Below are 17,368 nucleotides of genomic sequence, written 5' to 3' on the forward strand. Positions count from 1 at the left end.
CGTCCACGTCCGTGTCATTGGCAAGCACGTCGATCACGACGCTGTCGTCTTCGTCCACCGAAACTGTATCGGTCTCGGCGACAGGGTCGTCGTTCACGGGGTTGACCGTGATATTCACCGTCGCCGTATCCGTTCCACCGTTCCCGTCGCTCACTGTATAGGTGAAGCTATCGGACCCGTTGAAATCGGCGTTCGGCTCATAGGTGAAGGTGCCGTCACCGTTATCGACCAACGTACCATTCGCCGGGTCGGAGACGTCGGTGATGGTCAGTGTGTCGCCATTCCCGTCCGTATCGTTGTCGAGGGGCCGGATGACGACGGTCGTGTCCTCATCCAAGGTCACGCTGTCATTGACGGCGTCTGGGTCGTCGTTGATCGGGACCGCGCCCACAACGTTCTCGATGTTCAGGAACCGCGCCGTGTCGCCGTCGACCCGCTGACCGTCGCCATCCAAGAAGAAGATCGTGCCGTTCTCTTGATTGTCGTCGTCGAACTCGACCTGGGCATTGGCGCCGGTCAGGTCGAGGGTGTCCAGGTCCACGCCGCCTTCGTTACCGTCGATCAGATCACCGACCGAGACATTGACGAAGGTATCCTGGTCATCGCCACCCGACAGCTCATCCGCGCCGTCGCCGCCATCAAGGGTATCGTCTCCGCCTTCGCCAAAGATCGTGTCTGCGCCATCGCCCCCGATCAAGCTGTCGTTGCCGTCCTCATCGGTGAACCCAATGATCGGGTCGAAGAACACATCCGAAACGGTGATCCCGCTCGCGCCGTTGGCGTCTTGGGCATGCAGGATTTCAATCCGGCTGACCGGCCCGTCAATGGCCACGTTCACGGCGTAGTCTTCGTCCGTGTCCGGGCTGAAGCCGCCCTGGCTGTCGGCAACGTTGCCGTCGATGTCGACCTTGGAGCCGCCCTCTAGGACGACATCTGTCGCGTTACCATCGGCGTCAAAGGCCCGCACCGTGACGACGCTGTTGCCGTCCACGTCTGCGATGTTGAACGATACGCCTTTCACGGCCGTGGCAAAGTCGAACTCATAGGTGACGTTGTCGCCATTGTTCCGCAGATCCGAGAACAGGCTGGAGGTGTCGTTGATCGTCTCCGACCCGCTGTCGATGCCATTGACCGCAATCTGGTCGTCCTCGAACTCGGTCGTCACCCCCCCGTTTTCGGACAGGGTGGAGAAGGTCACCTCGACCGTTCCCGTGTTCTGGCTGGCCGTGGTGACAGCGACGCCTTCGGCATAGCCATCGATTTCAGACCAGTTGAAGCTTTCGCGTGGGCCGCAGATCGGCTCACCGTCCTGACCGTTGCTATCGCCGTAGATCAGATCGTCGTCGGATCCGCCGTCCACGGTGTCATCGCCCGCGCCACCGAAGAGCGTATCCTCGCCGGCCTCGCCACGGACGAGGTCATTGCCGTCTTCGCCATCGGCTTTGTCGTCGCCAGACCCCATGACGAGGCGGTCGTTTCCGTCCCCACCCGTGGCCATGTCATCGCCAGAACCGCCGCCGATGATGTCGTTTTCTGATCCGCCGTCCAACATGTCATTGCCGCGACCGCCAATCAGCGTGTCCGCACCTTCGCCACCCTCGATAGTGTCGTCGCCGTTCTGACCTTCGAGGCTGTCGTTGCCCTCCTCGCCGCGAATGATGTCGTCACCTTCCGCCGCACGGACGGTGTCGTCACCAGCGCCCGCAAGGACGAGGTCATCGTCGCCGGTCGTCCCTTCCACGCCGAGGGCGTCGTTGCTGTCGATCTTGTCGCCCTGTTCGTCGGTGAAGCCAGTCTCGATCAGCTCACCCTGGGCCGTGCCATTGACGATCCCGTCGGGCTGCAGCGCGGGCGTGAAGGCCAGGTTATCAACCCCACCAGAGCCGTTGATCCCAACCAACATGTAGGCCGCACCGTCGACGTCGATATCGAAATCCACGTGCTCGCCATCTTCGGTCCGGACGTCCAACCGCTTGAGCAGGTTGCCGTCGGCATCAAAGACTTCGATCACCGCGCCGCGCTCCACATCCACCATGGTGATGGAGTTAACCGAGGTCGTGCTCTCAAAATCAAAACGGAAGCAAGCGCCGCCCGCGTTGTCGTCGGGGTCGGAGCTGTCGCCATCCTCGGACGCAATCAGAATGCCGCCCGCGCCTTCCTTCAGAAGATCGTCATCGCCACCGCTGACCCGTCCGCTCGGGTCTTGCTCGGCGTCGAAGATCATCGGCGGGTTGTTCGTATTTACGGAGCCATCAGCATTGATGTTGCTGATCCGAACACCGCTCGCCGCGAACTGATCGCCAACGATGGTGCCCGCGTCGAGGTTATTGAAATCAATGAGAGTCTTCTCGGTCATATCATTGGCTCCTTATGCCGCGCCGTGGCGCGCGCGCCGCGCGGCAATCCGGCAAAGTGTCTTAAAGAACGGAGACGGCGTTGCCCGGCGGTGACCGCCTGCAACCTGTCGCATGGTGTATGACGTCCTCTGCATGACAGACATCTCCGTATAACTCTGTACCCGGTCCCTAATGAGTGACGATGTCGGAGATGTGGCGGACGCACGCACAAACAGAGGCGATTGAGCGCATTGTTGCGAAAAGCGTCCAGGCGTCACTCGTCCTGGGATGAGGGGTCAAAACGACCCTCCGCACATTTCGCTCCGCGCCCAACTGGGCCACCTTTCATGCGCGGCCGCCCCCGTGGCCTGCAGACATCGCCCCTAGGGGCCATGGACATTTACTTAACGGAACAGCGGCTATGCGGGAAGCCTTTGGAATTCACGTCCGGTTAATGCAGGCCATTTTTGGGCAAGTTGCCGCAATCTTGGCGTAGTCTCTGAGCGGATATTTCCAGTGTCTGTTTCACTTCCTGCAACAGTCCGTGTGACGCAGTGCAGCGCTGGGGGCCGTGGGACGCGTTCAAACATCTTTAATGCTTGGTGCTTCGCAGCCATCGCGGATCGATACACTCCGATCCATTGTTTCCAGTGAAGATGCTGAAATGTGGCGAAGCCGTGGCACTGGGAAAATGCTTTGTTTCCCGCCGCGCAACCACTGCGCGCGAGGTCTGTCAACGGGCGGGTGTCAAAGTGGCCTGGGGGGACGAATCGTTTCGTCAGGGGGACACCACATTGGTGTCTGCGTTGTTGGTACCCGTGGCCGGACTCGAACCGGCAAGCCTCGCGGCGGCGGATTTTGAATCCGCTGCGTCTACCAATTCCGCCACACGGGCAACGCTCGGACGGGCTACCGTTCCTCGGGACCGACGTCAACGGCCCATAGACCATCATCTGTCCGTTCCGACGTGTTTTGAGCCGCGAAGGATTTCTCGGCGCGTCACTAATCGGTCATACGCGTCGAATTTCGGCTCTCGCTGCCCAATCGTGCGCCCCGATCCGCGTGGGCCGGAAGTTGCCCGCCAACCGCCTTGACCTCGCCTAGGTTTAATGGGACCGCAAACCCTATGATCCGCCGCCTTTACGATTGGACGCTGGGCCTTGCCGCCCACCGAAATGCGCTCTGGGCGCTGGCCTTGGTGAGTTTCGTCGAAAGCTCAGTCTTTCCGATCCCACCAGACGTTATGATGATCCCGATGATACTCGCCGCGCCCCACCGCGCGTGGCTGATCGCCGGCGTCTGCACCGTCGCAAGCGTGCTGGGCGGTGTTGCGGGGTACTTCATTGGCGCCCTGGCCTTCGAAACCATCGGAGAGCCCGTCCTGACAGCGCTCGGTAAGGCCGACAGCTTCGACGGCTTCACGGATCGGTACAACGACTACGGCGCCTGGGCCGTTCTGATCGCTGGAATTACGCCATTCCCCTTCAAGGTCATCACCATCCTGTCGGGCACCACCGGTCTGTCGTTGCCCGTCTTTATCGTATCCTCCATCGTGGCGCGGGGACTGCGCTTCTTCATTGTTGCGGGTCTCCTCTGGAAATTTGGCCCGCCCATCCGCACCTTTATCGAAGACCGCCTGGGCCTCGTGTTTACTGTCTTCATGGTCCTGTTGATCGGCGGCCTTTGGGGAGTGCGCTACCTGTGACCGCACCGCGTTTGACGGCTCTTGCGACGACGGGACACCTGGGCCTGTTGGGTGGGGCCTTTCTGTTCCAAGCCTTTGGCTACGCGCCTTGCGCCATGTGCCTTTGGCAGCGCTGGCCCCATGCAGCCGCAATCGCCTTCGGGGTGCTCGCGTTGATTGGGATCGCGCCGCGCGCGATGACCTTGCTGGCCGCGCTGGCCGCCCTGACAACGGCGGGGATCGGTGCCTTTCACGCGGGCGTTGAACAAGGCTGGTGGGAAGGCCCGAGCAGCTGCACCGGAGGCGCCGACCTCGGCAGCTTTTCAGGGGCGGACCTGTTGTCCACCGACATCGTCGACACCGTCATCATGTGCGACGACATCGTCTGGCAGTTCGGGTTGAGCATGGCGGGCTGGAACGCGGTCCTGTCCCTGGGGTTGGCCGCGATTTGGGTCTTGGCCAGTCGCCGCACGACTTAACGCCCTGACATCGCCGCGAAACGCGGCAGGCGCCGAACCCGCTCAGCCCACGCCTAGTGCATGGTGAATTCCCCCACCACGTGGCGCCATTCCCCCGGAGAGATCAGTTTGCGATGGGTAAACCGCACGGAATGCAAGGGACCCTCAATCTCCTCGCCCCAATACTCGATGAACCGAAACAGGCGCGGGTGGTCTGGCGCCAGATCGTAATCCTGCCAGACGAAGGTGTTCAGCACGTGGGGATGATCAGGCATGTGGTAAAACATCTCTGCCGTCGTCAGCCCATAGCCCTTTAGCATCAGTTCGGTCTCGGAATTTGGGTTTGTCATATCTGCTCCGCCTTCTTGGGTCTTTCCGCCCCAGACGAAGCCTGTCACATGCGGATTAACAGTCAATAAAAACAAGTTGTTATCACTTGCCAAGGCGGGCTGCCAAACCATAGGCCAGCTTGGCGTTGAGCCCATATGCGGTGGGTGATACAACCGACTCCAACCAGATATAGACCCGGCACAAGGGCGGAGATTCGGATGAGCGACGAGCCGCAAACCCCTGATAACGAAGACGAAGGCCCCGAGCGGGCGGTCATGGCCCATGACGGCCCGCAGGTCTCGATCATCGAGGAGATGCGCACCTCGTTCCTGGATTACGCCATGTCGGTCATAATCAGCCGCGCAATCCCGGACCTGCGCGACGGCTTGAAACCTGTGCACCGGCGCATTCTTTACGCGATGCACGAAACCGGAAACACCCATGACAAGGCATATCGCAAGTCGGCGCGGCCCGTGGGTGACGTCATGGGCAAATACCACCCCCACGGCGACAGCGCGATTTACGAAGCGCTCGTGCGGATGGCACAGGATTTCTCCATGTCGCTGCCGCTGCTGGATGGACAGGGCAACTTTGGCAGCATGGATGGCGATAACGCCGCTGCCATGCGCTATACCGAGGTCCGGATGGACAAACCGGCCGCTGCCTTGCTGGAGGACATCGAAAAAGACACCGTCGACATGGTGCCCAACTACGACGGCAAGGATCTGGAGCCCTCGGTTCTGCCCGCGCGCTTCCCGAACATGCTGGTCAATGGCGCTGGCGGCATCGCGGTCGGGATGGCCACGAACATTCCACCCCACAACCTTGGCGAGGTCGTGGACGCTTGTCTGGCGTTGATCGAGAACCCGGACCTCAGCTCTGAGGATCTGATCGACTATGTTCCCGGCCCCGACTTCCCGACGGGCGGCGTGATCCTGGGGCGCAGCGGCATCCGAAAGGCCTATCTGGAGGGCCGCGGCAGCGTCATCATGCGCGCGAAGACCCGGGTCGAAGAGATCCGCAAGGACCGCTTCGCCATCGTCGTGGATGAGGTGCCCTACCAAGTGAACAAGGCCTCGATGATCGAAAAGATCGCCGAGGCCGCCAAGGACAAGCGCATCGAGGGCATCGCCCACGTCCAGGACGAATCGGACCGGATCGGGGTCCGCGTGGTCGTCGAGTTGAAGCGGGACGCCACGCCAGAGGTGGTGTTGAACCAGTTGTTCCGATTCACGCCGATGCAGACCAGCTTTGCCTGCAACATGCTGGCCCTGAACGGTGGTCGGCCCGAGCAACTGACCCTGCGCGGCTTTCTGACGGCCTTCCTCGACTTCCGCGAAGAGGTGATCGCCCGACGGACCGCGCATCTGCTGTCCAAAGCGCGGGAGCGGTCGCACATTCTGTGTGGTCTCGCGGTGGCGGTCAGCAACGTGGATGAGGTGGTGCGCACCATTCGCGGCTCGGCGGATGCGCCCGAGGCCCGTCATAAACTGATGGAACGGCGCTGGCCTGCCGAGGACATCCTGCCCTACATCGCGCTGATCGACGACCCGACCCATAAGGCCAATGAGGACGGCACCTACAACCTGTCTGAGACCCAGGCGCGCGCAATCTTGGAATTGCGCCTGCAACGTCTGACCCAACTGGGCGTCAAAGAGGTGACGGACGAGCTGGAAGAGCTGGCCGCCAAGATCAAGGATTACCTGGAAATCCTAGGGTCGCGCGCGCGGATCCTGTCGATCATCTCGGACGAGTTGCGCACCGTGCGCGCTGATTTTGCCGTCGATCGTCGCACGGAGATCACCGATTGGTCCGGCGATATGGAAGACGAGGACCTGATCGAGCGCGAGGATATGGTCGTCACCATCACGGCCTCTGGCTATGCCAAGCGCACGCCGCTCGCCGAGTTCCGCGCCCAAAAGCGGGGCGGCAAGGGCACGGCTGGCATGGCCACCAAAGACGAAGATGTTGTGACCACCCTGTTCGTGGCCAACACCCACACACCGCTTTTGTTCTTCACGACCGACGGCATGGTCTACAAGCTGAAGACCTGGCGCCTGCCCCAGGGCGGGCGGACGGCGAAGGGCAAAGCGCTGGTCAACCTTTTGCCCATCCAAACGGGCACGGGCATCGCCGCCATCATGCCCGTGGATCGGGATGAGGACGAATGGGGCGACCTCCAGGTCGTCTTCGCGACCGATCACGGCACCGTTCGCCGCAACAGGCTTTCCGATTTCGCCAACGTGATGCGGAACGGCAAAATCGCCATGAAGTTCGAGGGCGAGTCCGAGGGCTGGTCGCTCATCAACGCGCGCATCGCTTCGAACGATGATGACGTGATGCTGGTCACCCGGTCGGGTCGCGCGATCCGTTTCCCGGCCACGGATGTGCGGGTCTTCAACTCCCGCGCGTCGACGGGCGTACGGGGCATTAAACTGGGGGAGGACGATGCAGTCGTCTCCATGGCTGTGATCCGGCATTTCGACGCAACCTCCGACGAACGCGCCGCCTATCTGAAAATGCGCCGCGCTATGGTTGGCTTGGCCGATGATGCTGAGGTCGATGTGGAGGAAGAGGCAAACGCCAATGCCACCATCGATCAGGCCCGCTATGCGGAGATGTCAGCCGCCGAAGACCTGATCCTCACGATCACCGAGGGGGGCGCGGGCAAACTGTCATCATCCCATGACTACCCAGTCCGGGGTCGGGGCGGCATGGGCGTCGGCGCCCAGGACAAGGGCGCCCGTGGCGGCGCCATCGTGGCCGCCTTCCCGGTGGAGATGGACGACCAGATCATGCTGGCCACATCAACCGGCCAGTCCATTCGCTGCCCAGTGGATGGCATCAGCTTCCGCTCGCGCAGTGCCGGTGGCGTCCGTGTGTTCGACACGGGCGCAGGCGAAAAGGTCGTCTCGGTCGCCCGCGTCGCCGACTCCAGCGAAGAGGAACAGGACGCGCCGGAAACGTAGGGACACACCCTCTCTATTTATGCAAATCCGCTATCGCACTTTCGTTGGTTCGTGCTAGGGTTGAGTCCGGAGCCGGAGGACACGCGCGGAGGCGGTCATGGATCTAGAGAATTGGGACGATCTCAAATTCGTTCTGGCCATGACTCGCCATGGAACCATGTCGGCGGCCGCTCGGTTCCTGGACACGAACGTTGCCACGGTGTCCCGCCGGATTGAGCGGATGAGCCAGGACATCGGCATGTCCTTGTTCGAAAAACGTGGGCAAGCCTTTGTCGCCACTCCAGCGGCCCTGCAACTGTCGGAACTCGCCGAAGGCTTGGAGCAGCAGTTGCGGACCCTGATGAGCGGTCTGCGAACCGACGACGACAACGTGGCCGTGCCCCTTGAGGTTGCCGCCCCACCCGCGGTGCACAGCACCTACCTGATGCCGCGCCTCACCGAACTTGCCGAACATATGCCCCAGGTCATGATGACCTTGACCGATAAGGTTTTTGCCCAGGGGCTGGGCGAGGCGGATATTCAAGTGCGGATCGGACGCCCTGAAGGCGGGCGCCTGAAGGCCCGGAAATTTCGGGACTATTCCCTGCGGGTCTTCCACGGCGCAGATCATCAATTGAATGGCGATTGGATCGGCTTGTCCCATCGCTACCCCGACAGCGATCTGCTGTGCGAAGTCTACCAAAACGCCAAGCCTCTGCCCCGGTACAGGGTCGAGGAAATGCCGCTGGTCTATCATCTGGTGTGTTCCACCGGGCTGCCCGGTCTGCTGCCGGATTTCATTGTTCAGCCAGGGGATGGGCTGGTGGTCGCAGATCTGCCCAACAACGACCTGCCTGGGGAACTTTGGATCACCTACCACGAAACGCGTCACGCAGATACGACGTTGCGTGCCGTGGTGGACTGGTTCTGTCGCCCCTCCAACAGCGAAGCTGCGGCATAGGTCACGGTCCTAACTGACCTGACACCCCGTCGCAGGGCCCGCCGCGCGGAGCCCCTTTTCGCGGCACCCCGCGCCAGATAGATTGCGCCCATGACAGAGACACTCCACATCATCGGCGGCGGCATGGCCGGATCAGAGGCGGCTTGGCAGGCAGCACAGGCCGGTGTTCCCGTCGTCATCCATGAGATGCGCCCGACCGTCGGCACCTTTGCCCACCGCACCGGATCCCTCGCCGAGATGGTATGTTCCAACTCTTTCCGGTCCGACGACAGTGAGCAAAATGCGGTGGGCCTGCTCCATTGGGAAATGCGCGCAGCGGGCGGGTTGATCATGGAGATGGCCGACGCCCACCGCCTGCCGGCTGGTGGGGCCTTGGCCGTTGACCGCGACCCTTTCGCCGAGGCTGTCACGGATCGCCTGCGCGCCCATCCCATGGTCACTGTCGTCGATGAGGAAGTGAGCGCCCTTCCCGACCAAGGTCATTGGATCATCGCGACCGGCCCCCTGACGGGCAGTGCCCTTGCCCAGGCCATCGCGGCAGAGGCCGGTCAGGAGAGCCTCGCCTTCTTTGACGCCATCGCCCCCATCGTCCATGCCGACAGCATCGACATGGATCAGGCTTGGCGCCAATCCCGCTATGACAAAGGCGACACCGAGGAGGAGCGGACGGCCTACATCAACTGCCCGATGGACCGCGATCAATATGAGGCGTTCATTGACGCGCTCTTGGTCGCGGAAAAGACAGAGTTCAAACCGGGTGAGACAGCGGGCTATTTCGACGGCTGCCTCCCGATCGAGGTCATGGCGGAACGGGGGCGTGAAACCCTTCGGTTTGGCCCGATGAAGCCAGTGGGTCTCACCAATCCACACGCCCCGGACGCGAAGCCCTATGCGGTGGTCCAACTTCGGCGGGATAACAAGCTGGGCACGCTCTATAACATCGTCGGCTTTCAGACGAAGATGAAATACGGCGCGCAAAAGACTGTTTTATCTATGATTCCTGGCCTGCAATCGGCCAGCTTTGCGCGCCTTGGCGGGATCCACCGAAACACCTTCATCAACTCGCCCACGCTTCTCGATGCGCAGATGCGCCTGCGGTCGAAACCTCACATCCGCTTCGCGGGGCAGATCACCGGCGTAGAAGGCTATGTGGAATCAGCGGCCATGGGCTTGCTGGCCGGTCGTATGGCGGCGGCGGACATCCTGGGGCACGACCTGGCCCCCGTGCCGGAGACGACCGCCATGGGCGCGCTGGTCACCCACATCACCGGCGGGGCCGAGGCGAAGACGTTTCAGCCGATGAACGTGAATTTCGGGCTCTTCCCGCCTGTCGATGCCCGCGGCGGTCGGCTGGGGCGTGCCGTGCGTTACAAGATGTATACGGACCGTGCAAAGGCCGACTGGACCGATTGGTTGGGCCTGCGGGTCGCTGCCCAATGACCTCGCCGGACACCGGCAACCTATGGACGGCGCGAACCCCTGCCGATACGCGCCAGCTCTATGATGATTGGGCGACGAACTACGACACCGACATGGCCGATTGGGGCTATCTCGGCCCGGCGCGCTGTGCCGAGATGTTGCTCCGCCATGGGCCAGGGGGGGCGGTGCACGATTTCGGCTGCGGAACCGGTTTGGCCGGCGCAGCCTTAGCGGAGCGTGGAGTCACGACCGTCGACGGGTCTGACCTGTCAGACCGCATGTTGCAGCAGGCACAGGACCGCAACCTGTACCGCACGTTGGCCCTGGCTGAGGCCGGTGCTGCAATTTCCTTCGCGCCGGACGTCACAGCGGTGCTGGCCTGCGGTGTCATCAGCTACGGCGCGGCGCCCGCCACGCTCCTGGGGGATCTGATCCAAGCGCTGCCAAAGGGCGGGCTTCTGGTGATGACCTATAACGACACGACGTTGACCGACGATGCCTACCAAATCGCCCTAGCTCAGGTGCAGGGCAGCGGGGAGGCGCGCCTGCTCCAGGCGGAATACGGACCCCAATTGCCGGGCCAAGATCGGGGATGCACCGTCTACGCGCTGCGGCGCATGTGAGACGGGTCGTTTTGTGATCACACGCTTCGCGCCCTCGCCCACTGGCCCGTTGCACTTAGGCCACGCGTGGTCGGCGTGGACGGCCTATGACCTGGCACACTCCCAAACAGGGCGTTTTCTGCTCAGAATCGAAGATATCGACCGCGCCCGGTCAAAACCGGTCTGGGAGCGTGAGTTGCTGCAGGATCTGGAATGGCTTGGCCTTCGGTGGCACGGGGAGCCGGTGCGCCAATCCTCGCGGATGGCGGATTACGGGGATGCCCTCGACAGGTTGTGGGATCGCGGCTTGCTCTATCCCTGCACCTGCACGCGCCGTGATATCGCCGCCGCTCTGTCCGCCCCGCAGGAAGGCGATACGCCCCACGGACCAGATGGTCCGGTCTATCCGGGCACCTGTCGCCCATCGGGGGGGCCGCCGTCGGGTCGGCGTCCCAGCGGTGTGCATCTGCGTCTCAACATGCGCGCGGCCGTCGACGTGCTCCGCCGTGCGGGCCTGGGGGATGGCCTGTCATTCGAAGACACAGGCCCAGTCGCACCGGGGAAAACGCGGACCTTTTGGCAGGCATTTGTCGAGCGAATTGGAGACATCGTGTTGGCCCGCAAGGATTTTGGCACTTCCTACCACCTGTCGGTCGTGCTGGATGATGCCGCGCAAGGGGTGACGACGGTGGTGCGGGGCGCCGATCTCATCGAGGCGACGCCCATCCACGTGCTGTTGCAGCACCTGCTGGGTCTGCCCGAGCCCGCCTATCACCACCATGCGCTCGTCCGGGATGGGGCCGGGAAACGCCTTGCCAAACGGGACGACGCGCGCTCCATCGCCAGCTACCGCCAAGCGGGTTGGACGCCAGAGTCCCTTCGCGCCCACCTGAACAAAGATCTAACGGCCCCCGAAACGGCGCCTTGACCCGCACCTAAGGTACCGGAAGCTGCGTGCGGGCAAGTTACCCCACCGGCCCGTCCAAAGGTTGGGCGAGTTCCACCGCGCGGGCAAAGAAACTGGCCCCGATGGGGGCAATCGCGTCATTAAAATCGTAAGATTCATGGTGCAGAACGGGCCCTGGCCCGGCGCCTAGGAAGAGGTAGGCACCCGGTCGCGCGTTCAACATGTAGCTGAAGTCCTCTGCCCCCATTTCGCGCCCCGTGTTGGGCGTCACGGCCCCTGCCCCGACCACGTCTTCGGCAACCCGTGCGGCAAAAGCCGCCTTGTCGGCATTGTTCACCGTCGCCGGATATCCCCGCTCATACCGACAGGTGGCGGTGACGCCGTAACTGGCGGCTTGGCCTTGGGTGATTTCGGACAGGCGCCGCTCGACCATATCTTGCACCTTCGGGTCGAAGGTCCGAACGGTCCCGCCCACAAAAGCCGTCCCAGGAATGATGTTATCGGCGCTGCCCGCATGGATCTGCGTGATCGAAACGACAAGTTCGTCCATGGCATAGTGGTTGCGCGACACAATGGTCTGGATCGCAGCGCCAATCCCCAGGGCGGCCGTGATCGGATCGCGTGTCTCATGGGGCATGGCGCCATGACCGCCTTGCCCGGTGATATCGATATGAAAGGTGTCCACCGCCGCCATGATCGGCCCCGGCGTCGTGTAGAACTGACCTTCGGCAAAGTTTGGCGCGTTGTGAATGCCGTAGACTTGCGAGATCTCGAACCGATCCATGATACCTTCTTGGACCATGACCTCTCCGCCGCCGCCGCCTTCTTCGGCGGGCTGAAAGATCAGCGCCACACGGCCCGCGAAGTTGCGCGTCTCCGCCAGGTATTTCGCGGCACCCAGCAGCATCGTCGTATGGCCGTCGTGCCCGCAGGCATGCATTTGCCCTGCCGTCTCAGAAGCATAGGGAACCCCAGACGTCTCGTGGATCGGCAAGGCATCCATGTCCGCGCGCAGGCCGATGGTTGGCCCCGGCGCGCGGCCTTCGATAATCGCCACCACGCCAGAGGTCGCGATCCCCTCGTGAATCTCCGTGATGCCAAACTCCCGCAGTCTCTCGACGACAAAGCCTGCGGTGCGCGGCAGATCGAACTGAAGCTCCGGGTTGCGGTGCAGCCAATGGCGCCATGCACGGAGTTCCGGCCCCAGTGCGGCGATGGAATTGATAACGGCCATGGCTTGTGTCCTTTCGCGCAGGTCTGGCACAGATGATGCCAAATCGGAGGCCCGCGCAATGACTGACCCGTGTTTGACCCCCAACGGTGGGCTGCCACGCCTTCTGGCAATCATGGCGCGGCTGCGTGATCCGGACGCGGGCTGCCCCTGGGACATCGTGCAGGATTTCTCCACGATTGCGCCCTTCACCATCGAAGAGGCCTATGAGGTCGCGGACGCCATCGAGCGTGAGGCTTGGGACGAGTTGGAAGGGGAATTGGGCGACCTGCTGTTGCAGGTGGTCTATCACGCGCAAATGGGGGCCGAAGCGGGACGTTTTGACTTTCATTCGGTCGCGGAGCGGGTGGCGCAAAAGATGATCGACCGGCATCCCCACATCTGGGGTGACGGTGACCGCGACAAGTCTGCGGACCAGCAGATTGCCGATTGGGAAGCCGCTAAGGCGAAGGAGCGCAAAGGTCGGACGTTGGATGGCGTCGCGCTCGGCTTACCCGCCTTGCTGCGCGCGCTCAAACTGCAGAACCGCGCGGCGCGCGTAGGGTTCGATTGGCCGGACACAGAACAGGTCCTCGACAAGATCCAAGAAGAGGCAGCGGAACTGGTCGAAGCGCGGGACCAGCTGACCCAGGCCCAGGTTGAGGAGGAAATGGGTGATCTGCTGTTCGTGATGGCCAATTTATCCAGGCACCTGGGCGTGGACCCAGAGGCGGCCCTACGCGGGGCCAACACAAAGTTCGTGCGTCGGTTCGAAGCCATCGAGGATGCCCTGTCGAAGACGGGCCGCACCCCAGCCGACTCGGACCTGACAGAGATGGACGCGCTTTGGACAGCCGCCAAACAAGCGGAAACGGCGGAGACCTGACCGGTGGCGCCCCCGTGTCCTGAGAGCGTCCCCCTTGGACCGACTGGACAAGATAGCACCGCCCGTGTGACGCAGGGGCCATGACACAAAAGATCATTATCGACACCGATCCCGGTCAGGACGACGCCGTCGCGATCCTATTGGCTTTGGCCTCGCCCGAGTTGGAGGTTTTGGGGATCACAGCGGTGGCGGGCAACGTTCCTCTGGAGTTGACCGCGCGCAACGCACGGATCGTGTGTGAGCTGGCCGGTCGGACGGACATCCCGGTCTATGCGGGGTGTGACCGCCCCATCGCCCGCACCTTGGTCACGGCGGAACATGTTCACGGCAAGACCGGGCTCGACGGCCCGCCGCTGGCCGACCCGCAGATGCCCCTGCAACCGGAGCACGGGGTGACGTTTCTCATCGAAACGCTGCGCGCCGAAGATCCGGGAACGGTCACGCTCTGTCCCCTTGGACCGCTTACAAACATCGCGACCGCCTTTCGCCAGGCACCGGATATCGTCGACCGGGTGCAGCGCATCGTCTTGATGGGCGGGGCCTATTTCCAGGTGGGCAACATCACGCCAGCGGCCGAATTCAACATCTACGTCGATCCCGAAGCCGCGAAGGAGGTCTTCGCGGCAGGCGTGCCATTGACGGTGCTGCCCCTCGACGTGACCCACAAGGCCTTGACCACGGCGCCCCGCGTGCAGGCTTTTCGCGACCTGGGCACGCGTGTGGGTGAGATGGTGTCGGCCTGGACAGACTTCTTTGAGCGCTTCGACAAGGAGAAATACGGCAGCGCGGGCGCACCGCTCCATGATCCCTGCGTCATCGCTTGGTTGCTGCGCCCGGATCTGTTCACCGGGCGAGAGGTGAACGTGGAAATCGAGGTGGACAGCCCGCTCACCCGGGGCATGACCGTCGCCGACTGGTGGCGTGTGACCGACCGGGCGCCCAACGCCCTTTTCATCGGGGATCTGGATGCCGATGGCTTTTTCGGTCTGCTGACCGAACGCCTCGCCCGGCTGTAGAGGCGACGGCTACACCCAGCGTCATAGACCGGCGGTCGCCCAGCTTTGAGAACGTATCGCCCGTCATAACGGCAGACGTGGGGGGTGTGGCGCGCCGGGCGGCACCCTACATTCCACCTTGCCGAAGGGCTTATCTGGCCCGCCCACAACAGAGATCCCCATGTTTACCTTTGACAACAGCTATGCGCGCTTGCCGGAGCGGTTTTACACGCGGATGGCGCCAACGCCTGTATCCGCGCCGACCTGGGTCGCCGTGAACGAGGGCTTGGCGCGAGATCTCGGGCTCGACCCTAAGGCCATCGAAAGCAACATCGACGTCTTTGCGGGCAACAAAACGCCGGACGGGGCAGCCCCCTTGGCGCAACTCTATGCCGGTCACCAGTTTGGTGGCTGGTCGCCCCAGTTGGGGGACGGTCGGGCGATCCTGTTGGGCGAACACTGCCATGGGGACGCACGCTGGGACGTGCAGTTGAAGGGCTCCGGGCCGACGCCCTACAGCCGTATGGGCGACGGTCGCTCTGCGCTTGGCCCCGTGATCCGGGAATACATCATGTCCGAGGCGATGCACGCCCTCGGGGTGCCCACGACCCGCGCCTTGGCCGCCGTGCGAACGGGTGACACCGTCCTACGCCAAGAGGGTCCGCTGCCCGGTGGGATCCTGACCCGGATCGCGGCCAGCCATCTCCGAGTTGGGACATTTCAAGTCTATGCCGCCCGCGATGACACAGAGGGGCTCCGCACGCTTCTGGACTATGCGATTGCCCGCCATGCGCCCCAGGCGGACGGGCCCATGGACTTGCTCCGCCACGTCATGGAACGCCAGGCGGAGTTGATCGCCCGTTGGATGGGCTTGGGGTTCATCCACGGCGTTATGAACACGGACAACATGACAATTTCGGGCGAGACCATCGATTACGGCCCCTGCGCCTTCATGGAAGCCTATCACCCAGAAACGGTCTTTAGCTCCATCGATCAATTCGGGCGCTATGCCTGGAAGAACCAACCGGACATTGCCCTGTGGAACCTGGCGCAGCTTGCGACCGCGCTCTTGCCGCTCATTGGCGACCGCACCTCCGCCGTGGACGAGGCGACCGAAGTGCTTGAAGGGTTCCGCGATCTTTATGATAGGGCGTGGCGCGCTGTCATGGCCGCGAAGATCGGCCTCAATGACATGAACCTCGCCATGGAACTGCTTGATATCATGTCAGAAGGACAAGCGGACTTCACCAATACTTTCCGCGCGTTGACCCTGGCACCAGAAACGGCCCGCGATGAGGTCACCACCCCCGCGCGCTTCGACGATTGGTGCCGCAGATGGCAATCCGCTGGTCCAGACCATGCCGCCATGCGCGCCGCCAACCCAGCCGTGATTCCCCGCAACCACCGCGTCGAAGAGGCGATTGCAGCGGCCTATGCGGGCGATCTGGCGTCGTTCCATGCGTTGAATGACGTGCTTGCAACGCCGTGGGAGGAAACGGAGGCCAACCGCCCTTATCGCAAGCCCGCGCAGCCCGACGAAGCCGTCACCCGGACATTCTGCGGCACATGATGGACCTTGGCGCGCCAGGCGGCTAGACCGCCCCCATGACCGCGACCATTCTCGACCGCTGCGAGGCCAAGGGCCTCCGCCTGACGGCCCCTCGGCGTCTGATCGCGGAGGTGTTGCAGGCTGCGTCGGACCATCCCGATGTCGAGACAATCCACGCCCGCGCCGCGGCGAAGGACGCATCGATTTCCTTGGCGACGGTTTACCGGACGATGAACCTGTTCGAGGATGCGGGGATCGTCGAACGCAGGGAGTTCGGTGATGGACGGGCCCGCTGGGAAGATGCCGAGCGTGATCACCACGACCATCTTATTGATGTGCAAACGGGTGAAGTGATCGAGTTTGTCGACCCGGAGATTGAGGCCCTGCAGGAACGGATCGCGGCCCGGTTAGGGTATGAACTCAAAGGCCACCGGCTAGAGCTCTTTGCGATTAAGCGAAAATAGCGAGCCAAATTTACGACGGATTGTCAGTATCTTGCGCGCGGTGCAGTAGTCTTTTCTTAACGACTTCGGGGCATGGTCCTAGGCGTCTGCTCTGGATGCGAGGCTTGCCATGCAAGAACGACCGCCGCGATATGCGTCGACCATGCAGATCACTGTCTGCCATGACGGGCGGGAGGTGATGGCAAAAATCCTGGACGTATCCGAACGCGGCATGAAACTGTTCATTAAGAATGGGTTGCCCGTGGGGTGGATCGTTGGCTTGCGCACGCCGGACTTTATCGCCGCTGCCGAAGTCCGTTGGAGCCGCCACAGCCATACCGGCTTAGCGCTGACCGAACCGTTGTCGCCGGATCAACTCTTGCAATTGCTTGGAGGCCCGTCGCGCGACACCGGAGTGACGCCGCGCCCGCCGCGGACGGAGCCAACAGAGACGACGGGGCCGGTAAACAGCCTTGCGCAGCGGGGGTTTTGACCTGACGAGGCGGTGCCGTCCGATCTTAACCTTAGACTGGCACAGGCGGCGTTATGGGTTTGCTCTCGAGGCCGCTAGGGCAGTGAACCTGGCTGACGACCGGGACGAACATCATGTTCTTCCGCTTGTTTGCATTCCTCGGCGCGT

General features: G+C 62.7%; 15 protein-coding genes and 1 tRNA gene. 12 read left to right on the forward strand and 4 right to left on the reverse strand.

Translation table 11 applies throughout. From position 1 onward, the window contains the following. Together K5R33_RS13120 and K5R33_RS13125 are read right to left on the reverse strand one after the other, a co-directional pair. On the reverse strand, positions 1-2,356 hold a 2,356-nt coding region (locus tag K5R33_RS13120), incomplete at its 3' end, for a tandem-95 repeat protein (protein WP_220749522.1). Between the two features lie 790 nt (positions 2,357-3,146). Continuing rightward, positions 3,147-3,231: transfer RNA gene (locus K5R33_RS13125), tRNA-Leu, on the reverse strand. A gap of 231 nt (positions 3,232-3,462) precedes the next feature. Here K5R33_RS13125 and K5R33_RS13130 point away from each other — a divergent pair. Further along, the gene (locus tag K5R33_RS13130; RefSeq protein ID WP_220749523.1) at positions 3,463-4,041 is read left to right on the forward strand and encodes a YqaA family protein; all 579 of its coding nucleotides are present in this window, start codon (positions 3,463-3,465) and stop codon (positions 4,039-4,041) included. Continuing rightward, on the forward strand, positions 4,038-4,499 hold the full coding sequence (locus K5R33_RS13135; RefSeq protein WP_220749524.1) for a disulfide bond formation protein B: 462 nt from the start codon (positions 4,038-4,040) through the stop codon (positions 4,497-4,499). The genes K5R33_RS13130 and K5R33_RS13135 overlap by 4 nt, the downstream gene beginning before the upstream one ends. A 53-nt stretch (positions 4,500-4,552) precedes the next feature. On the opposite strand, the gene K5R33_RS13140 is transcribed toward K5R33_RS13135, so the two are convergent. Further along, complete coding sequence (locus K5R33_RS13140; RefSeq protein WP_220749525.1) at positions 4,553-4,828, reverse strand: usg protein; 276 nt, start codon at positions 4,826-4,828, stop codon at positions 4,553-4,555. A gap of 198 nt (positions 4,829-5,026) precedes the next feature. Between K5R33_RS13140 and gyrA the strand changes: the two genes are divergently transcribed. The 5 genes from gyrA (at position 5,027) to gluQRS (ending at position 11,666) form a co-directional block, all read left to right on the forward strand. After that, positions 5,027-7,777, forward strand: a complete 2,751-nt coding sequence (gyrA, locus tag K5R33_RS13145; protein ID WP_220749526.1) for a DNA gyrase subunit A — start codon at positions 5,027-5,029, stop codon at positions 7,775-7,777. A gap of 97 nt (positions 7,778-7,874) precedes the next feature. Then, on the forward strand, positions 7,875-8,717 hold the full coding sequence (locus tag K5R33_RS13150) for a LysR family transcriptional regulator (protein ID WP_220749527.1): 843 nt from the start codon (positions 7,875-7,877) through the stop codon (positions 8,715-8,717). Between the two features lie 90 nt (positions 8,718-8,807). Then, entirely contained in the window at positions 8,808-10,157 is a 1,350-nt protein-coding gene (gene trmFO, locus K5R33_RS13155) for a methylenetetrahydrofolate--tRNA-(uracil(54)-C(5))-methyltransferase (FADH(2)-oxidizing) TrmFO (RefSeq protein ID WP_220749528.1), read from the forward strand. Then, positions 10,154-10,759 (forward strand): class I SAM-dependent DNA methyltransferase, encoded by a 606-nt coding sequence (locus K5R33_RS13160; RefSeq protein WP_220749529.1) that lies wholly within the window; start codon positions 10,154-10,156, stop codon positions 10,757-10,759. Before trmFO ends, K5R33_RS13160 begins: the two co-directional genes overlap by 4 nt. 13 nt (positions 10,760-10,772) lie before the next feature. After that, the gene (gluQRS, locus tag K5R33_RS13165; protein ID WP_220749530.1) at positions 10,773-11,666 is read left to right on the forward strand and encodes a tRNA glutamyl-Q(34) synthetase GluQRS; all 894 of its coding nucleotides are present in this window, start codon (positions 10,773-10,775) and stop codon (positions 11,664-11,666) included. Positions 11,667-11,703: 37 nt separating this feature from the next. Here the strand turns inward: gluQRS and K5R33_RS13170 are convergent, their stop codons facing one another. After that, entirely contained in the window at positions 11,704-12,879 is a 1,176-nt protein-coding gene (locus tag K5R33_RS13170) for a M20 aminoacylase family protein (protein WP_220749531.1), read from the reverse strand. A gap of 58 nt (positions 12,880-12,937) precedes the next feature. Between K5R33_RS13170 and mazG the strand changes: the two genes are divergently transcribed. The 5 genes from mazG (at position 12,938) to K5R33_RS13195 (ending at position 17,221) form a co-directional block, all read left to right on the forward strand. Next, the gene (gene mazG / locus K5R33_RS13175; protein ID WP_220749532.1) at positions 12,938-13,741 is read left to right on the forward strand and encodes a nucleoside triphosphate pyrophosphohydrolase; all 804 of its coding nucleotides are present in this window, start codon (positions 12,938-12,940) and stop codon (positions 13,739-13,741) included. 80 nt (positions 13,742-13,821) lie between these two features. Then, positions 13,822-14,757, forward strand: coding sequence for a nucleoside hydrolase (locus K5R33_RS13180; RefSeq protein WP_220749533.1), 936 nt, complete (start codon positions 13,822-13,824; stop codon positions 14,755-14,757). Positions 14,758-14,917: 160 nt separating this feature from the next. Next, positions 14,918-16,306: a protein adenylyltransferase SelO gene (locus tag K5R33_RS13185; RefSeq protein ID WP_220749534.1), complete on the forward strand. Its 1,389-nt coding sequence runs from the start codon at positions 14,918-14,920 to the stop codon at positions 16,304-16,306. Positions 16,307-16,341: 35 nt separating this feature from the next. Further along, complete coding sequence (locus K5R33_RS13190) at positions 16,342-16,749, forward strand: Fur family transcriptional regulator (protein ID WP_220749535.1); 408 nt, start codon at positions 16,342-16,344, stop codon at positions 16,747-16,749. A gap of 109 nt (positions 16,750-16,858) precedes the next feature. Continuing rightward, positions 16,859-17,221, forward strand: coding sequence for a PilZ domain-containing protein (locus K5R33_RS13195; protein WP_220749536.1), 363 nt, complete (start codon positions 16,859-16,861; stop codon positions 17,219-17,221). The last annotated feature ends 147 nt before the right edge of the window (positions 17,222-17,368 follow it).

This window comes from Jannaschia pagri, assembly GCF_019655435.1.
GTDB classification, from domain to species: Bacteria; Pseudomonadota; Alphaproteobacteria; order Rhodobacterales; family Rhodobacteraceae; genus Jannaschia; species Jannaschia pagri.

What these genes read in the sequence shown, in the direction of transcription:
- K5R33_RS13130 (WP_220749523.1), top strand. Translation starts at nt 3,463, where the DNA reads ATGATCCGCCGCCTTTACGATTGGACGCTGGGCCTTGCCGCCCACCGA.
- K5R33_RS13140 (WP_220749525.1), bottom strand. Translation starts at nt 4,828, where the DNA reads ATGACAAACCCAAATTCCGAGACCGAACTGATGCTAAAGGGCTATGGG.
- gyrA (WP_220749526.1), top strand. Translation starts at nt 5,027, where the DNA reads ATGAGCGACGAGCCGCAAACCCCTGATAACGAAGACGAAGGCCCCGAG.
- K5R33_RS13150 (WP_220749527.1), top strand. Translation starts at nt 7,875, where the DNA reads ATGGATCTAGAGAATTGGGACGATCTCAAATTCGTTCTGGCCATGACT.
- trmFO (WP_220749528.1), top strand. Translation starts at nt 8,808, where the DNA reads ATGACAGAGACACTCCACATCATCGGCGGCGGCATGGCCGGATCAGAG.
- K5R33_RS13160 (WP_220749529.1), top strand. Translation starts at nt 10,154, where the DNA reads ATGACCTCGCCGGACACCGGCAACCTATGGACGGCGCGAACCCCTGCC.
- K5R33_RS13170 (WP_220749531.1), bottom strand. Translation starts at nt 12,879, where the DNA reads ATGGCCGTTATCAATTCCATCGCCGCACTGGGGCCGGAACTCCGTGCA.
- mazG (WP_220749532.1), top strand. Translation starts at nt 12,938, where the DNA reads ATGACTGACCCGTGTTTGACCCCCAACGGTGGGCTGCCACGCCTTCTG.
- K5R33_RS13180 (WP_220749533.1), top strand. Translation starts at nt 13,822, where the DNA reads ATGACACAAAAGATCATTATCGACACCGATCCCGGTCAGGACGACGCC.
- K5R33_RS13185 (WP_220749534.1), top strand. Translation starts at nt 14,918, where the DNA reads ATGTTTACCTTTGACAACAGCTATGCGCGCTTGCCGGAGCGGTTTTAC.
- K5R33_RS13190 (WP_220749535.1), top strand. Translation starts at nt 16,342, where the DNA reads ATGACCGCGACCATTCTCGACCGCTGCGAGGCCAAGGGCCTCCGCCTG.
- K5R33_RS13195 (WP_220749536.1), top strand. Translation starts at nt 16,859, where the DNA reads ATGCAAGAACGACCGCCGCGATATGCGTCGACCATGCAGATCACTGTC.